Origin of the sequence: Aestuariivirga sp. (assembly GCF_044239095.1) — a bacterium.
Lineage (GTDB): Bacteria > Pseudomonadota > Alphaproteobacteria > Rhizobiales > Aestuariivirgaceae > Aestuariivirga.
This window is the reverse complement of the sequence record NZ_JBIICB010000322.1, coordinates 1-4,555: the sequence shown is the minus strand read 5'-3', so window position 1 is coordinate 4,555 and position 4,555 is coordinate 1. Positions and strand designations below refer to the sequence as shown.

Genomic DNA, 4,555 nt, shown 5'->3' with positions numbered 1-4,555 from the left:
AATTTCAAATCGTGGACACCCCGAAAATCGCCAGATTCCCCGTCGTTATTGGCTTCTTCGCGATTGACCGTGAATTAAACCGGACACTACTGCTTGACCCTCATCTTTCCCGTAGATAGGGGAAAATGCAATATTTCAATAGATGACGGTAAGTTGCTCTTGATCCAGACTACAGCACAGCATGGTCCACTCATGTTTAATTTCCAGCTTCGTGGAATTCACTGATGACGTTCTTGCACGTGTTTTAATCAAGTTCTTGGATTAGCTCCTTGTACGATAACAGCTCGGTTGTTTGGTCCGCTTTTACCGTAAATTCGCCTCAATCCATGTGCTTTCCTGATCAGCTGGAATGACATTCTGCTCCTACCGCAGTTCGAGAGGTCAAGCGATGAAAGTTCCTTCAGCTATTGTCCGGTTCAACAGGGCTCTCTTCCTCGTTTTTCTGTCGTTGAGTTTCCCGGTTGCGAGTATTGCCGCCGAGATCTGGCCTGACGGCACGGGCATGATACCCGGCGGGACGGAGGCTCGAAGCGCAGGCGCATGTTTACTGATCACACATGACTGCGAAACCTGCATCACACCGGTTGGATCCTCGCAGGTCGTGTGCTCGAGGCGCTCTGATCATTGCACCCCGACGACATGGACCTGCTTCGAAGGCATCGGGTCGGGTGTTGGGGGAGAGGAGCGACGGCTGGTTTTCGCGCAATCCCACGCGACGAAACTGGAGACTGTCAGCGCCACTGCGCCAAAACTGATCCAGGACCGTGTCCCGGGGGTGGAGAGCCTGGCTGATGAGGCGAGCGAACGCACCGATCTTCAATTGCCGGCTTCTCATGTGCCATCCGGGGGATATTCCATGAAGAGGTTTCATGATCGGCTGAACCCCGGGGATTAGGCCGTTGGGACCGAGGCAGATTGCTTCACGAGCACGAACCGGCTTGCCTCGCTCGGCCAGTCCATGGCGATTGGAATCGGGGCTGGGAGAGGCTGGCGCAGGCGGGGCGCTCCCGCGGAAATTTTTTCCGGCATACCCAAGGATCCGCACTTCTCGTGCGCCCAAGCTTCAAATCACATGACCGGGACGGACGAGGCACTGGCCGCGAGAGCCAGAAACGGGGACAGGCCGGCCCTCCAGTTGTTGCTGGAGCGCCACCATGAGACCGCTTTCCGGTTTTCCTACCGGTGGCTGGGCTCGCGGGCCGACGCCCAGGACGTGGCCCAGGACATCTGCATGCGCCTTGTGGAACGCATCGTGTCGTTCCGGGGAGACAGCCGGTTCTCGACCTGGCTCTACACGATGGTTCTCAATGCCTGCAGGGACTACCGGCGTCGGCATCGTTCCGTCCGGGTGATGCAGGATGGCTATGCGGCCTTCCAGACGGAGGACGCAGCAGACTGGTCAGACAGCGAGCGGAAGGTCCGGTGGCTCTACCTCGCGTTGGACCAGTTGAAGCCGGATCTGAAGGAAACGGCACTGCTCATGCCCGCCTTGCCACTCCGTACCGATTTTGACGCAAAGTCCTGCCGCCTGGCGGCCAAGTGCTTGGGATCACACACACAATTCCGCCAAGAGCCGCATTGGGCGGTTCTAAGGCTTCATTGTCATATCGTTTGGTAGGCTCAGGCTGTTGAGCAATTCCGATTTATTCTCGATGCGCGTCAACGCCGCTGGCTGGCCTGCATAAGTGATGCTGATAGGCGGCTGGCCGTCGCGCGCCTTGAACTTCAGCGCCACATTTATGCCTACCCTGCCTAGCGCGAGTTCTACGATGGTCTTCACCTCCACATCAGCCGTCTCATCACGGTGGATGACGGGATCGAAGATCGCCCGCCCCTCGGCAACCGTTAGGCGGCCCGCGGTCGCGCCAATGGCAAGTCCCTCGCCGCCGCGCAATTGATCGAAGGCGGCAATGACCCCCGCCTGATCCTTGGCCTTCGCGAGGGCCACTGCGAAGGCAGATGGCGTGATGTCGGGAAGGCGCAACTCTTCGATTTTGTAGGTGCCAACGCCGCGAATAGTGGCAAGCACACCCGCGGGGATGCGGCCCTCGCTTTCGAAGCGAAGCTCCACGAGGCCCTGCCCCACCGCCACCGGCATACCGTTCACGAGCCGCAAATGCAGTCCGAGATCAACTGGAACGCTGACAAGTCCGGAAAGCGTGCGGCGGGCATCGCTGCCTGCTGATGTCACTTCTATCTCCACTCCGCGCCCGCCTTCATCCTTGCCGATAATCGACATCTGCGTTTCGCCAGACTTTGCCTTGATGCTGATCTGGGCATCGCGCGCATCGAAATGCGGAAAAACTTCAAGCACAGACGGCACGAGCAGGATCTGCCCAGTGAGGCCGAAGGGTAGCCCGGCGGCAAAGGCGGTTTCGAGATCAAGCTTCGGTACTGCCCACTCAAGGAAGGCGGCGGCCATTACGTCGGTGAGTTTCAGGGGCGCGGTATCAATGCGAACTTCGGCTTCAAGGTGTGGGCTGAGGCTGCCGGAGCCACTAAAGGGCGCCTCGCCAAGCCGGCCAGCGAAAGGCGACAGGGTCCATTTGCCCTCTCGCCAGGCAAGCCGCGCCTCGCCTGAGAGAGCGCCCCTGCCCATTGTCACCGGAATACCCGAGGCTGCAAGAAGGTCGCCCGCCTCCGTGGCATTGAGCGAAAGTTGGCCGTCAAGCCCCAGGCCGACCTTCCACGGATGAGCGCTGCCACGGTAGTCGAGCCGAGCGCCGTGGGCTTGGACTGTGGCGGTGGTCATGAAGCCTTCGGCAAAGGATCCTGCCGCCTCGATTCTGAGCGCGCCAGGCACGCTGTCGGAGGCGGTCGATGCGAGGCCAAAGAGCGAGAGGATGCGCGCCGAGCTTGACGCAGTGGCAGCCAGATTGCCGGCGAGCCCGCCGCCGGGTGAGGCTGTGCCTTGGCCGGCGATGTTGAGTTCTCCCACGGCCCCTGACGTGCGAAAATGGAATTCGCTGCCAAGCTCCACCGGTTTCACCGACAATGAAGCGCGGACTTCGGTGGCGCCTGGCCCCGTGGCCCACGATGGCAGGCCTTCGCTTCCGGCAAGCCCCAAGAGCCTGACGAGGCCCGTTGGATCATCCGCCTCCACCTCGAGCCCCACCGTGCCGTCAGCACCCTTCCCGGTGTCGAGGATGAGGCCCGTCGCCATCACGCGTGCGCCAGCTAACTCGCCAATCTCGATGCCCCGGAGGTCGAGCCCCTGTGGACCCCATTCGAGATCAAGCGCCACCTCACGCGCCCTCACGGCGTTTAGCACCAATTCGGCCGCCGTAGCTCGTAGCCTAATATCCGGCGCTTCGGCAGGCGGGATCACCAACGCCAAGAAATCTGAAACGCCCCCGCGCAACGCGGCAGCGACCCCGGGAATAACCTGCGGTGCATAAGAATCAATATCAAAGCGCTCGCTCGCAATGCTCAGATCAATCGCGCCGCGCCCCGCCGAAGTAACGGCGAGCGCCCCCTTCCCGCGTTCGCCATCAAGTTCGAATTCGGCATCCGTGAGGCTCAGATGCGACGCCGTCAGGCTGACCTTGCTCTGCATCTTGAGGCGGCCGCGGCTGCCACTCCACAGGCTTGCCAGCCGATTGTGGTTCTGCTGCCAGAGCCAAGAGGTGAGCGCACGCAAATCATCCGTTTCAATCGCTAGATCGCCTAACAATTTCGCACTAGCGGACCGAACATATGCTCCTTGGAACAAGATCTCCGTCCTGCCGGGAAGCCCGGTGAATAAGCGATTGATTTCGAGCTTGTCACGCTGGGCAGAAAAATCGAGTTCCATCTTATCCAGGGTCTGACTGCCCAGTTTCAGCGAGTTGACTCTTAAACGTCCGCTTACACTGACACTTGGAGGAAGCGCTTCGAGGAGTGCCTCAGCCATGCCAAAAATGCCGGCTTCCCCTAATCGTGCGTGTGTCTGAGCGCCAGCAAGCATGGCCGTGTCCAGCATGTCGGCCTTCATTTCTATCTCTACTGAGATCTGAGTACCTAGCGTAAGTATAGCTTCACCAGTCGCAATAATCTCCCCGTCATGGGTATGAATTTCGATATCTGAAAATACAAACTTGCGGAAGTCACCGTATACCCTTCCCTTGAAAACGAGCGCACGGAAGCCCCCTTCGGCATCGCTCTTTCTATCATCCCCAAAGATCGAATCTACATTTACTTGACCGCTAACTGTCCCATCTGAGGCTACATTGAGAAAGCTCAAGGCGTCGCTTAGTTGGTCAAGGCCTACAGTAGTGAAGTTAGTACTTGCTGTATGAACCCAGAGCAAATGTGACAACGATTTTTCGTTCGAAAGAACCGGCGAAGCGGTTCCTCCACATGCAATAGCGACAAGCGAGATCATCAACACGTAAAGACGGTTAAGCACGACCACCCCCCATTTGTTTGCATGATCATAGGTCCGCGGATATCCCGCTCTCTTTTGACAATGCCAAGGCTGACGTTGCTGGTTCAACGTTATTCGGCATCAGCGAGGCGGTCAACCGCCGGGGTGGCGAATTGACCAGTACGGAAGTTTTGAGGCTCTTTTGAAAAA

General features: G+C 58.6%; 2 protein-coding genes. One reads left to right on the top strand and one right to left on the bottom strand.

All coding sequences use genetic code 11. The features are described from left to right. The first annotated feature begins 1,072 nt into the window (after positions 1 to 1,072). Positions 1,073 to 1,618, top strand: coding sequence for an RNA polymerase sigma factor (locus tag ACILRA_RS20260; RefSeq protein ID WP_395663863.1), 546 nt, complete (start codon positions 1,073 to 1,075; stop codon positions 1,616 to 1,618). On the opposite strand, the gene ACILRA_RS20255 is transcribed toward ACILRA_RS20260, so the two are convergent. After that, positions 1,589 to 4,474, bottom strand: coding sequence for a hypothetical protein (locus tag ACILRA_RS20255; protein WP_395663862.1), 2,886 nt, complete (start codon positions 4,472 to 4,474; stop codon positions 1,589 to 1,591). The two genes, ACILRA_RS20260 and ACILRA_RS20255, sit on opposite strands and share 30 nt — an antisense overlap. Positions 4,475 to 4,555 lie beyond the last annotated feature (81 nt).

Bases quoted from the DNA above. Each gene is read 5' to 3' on its own strand.
- ACILRA_RS20260 (WP_395663863.1), top strand. From the start codon at position 1,073: ATGACCGGGACGGACGAGGCACTGGCCGCGAGAGCCAGAAACGGGGAC.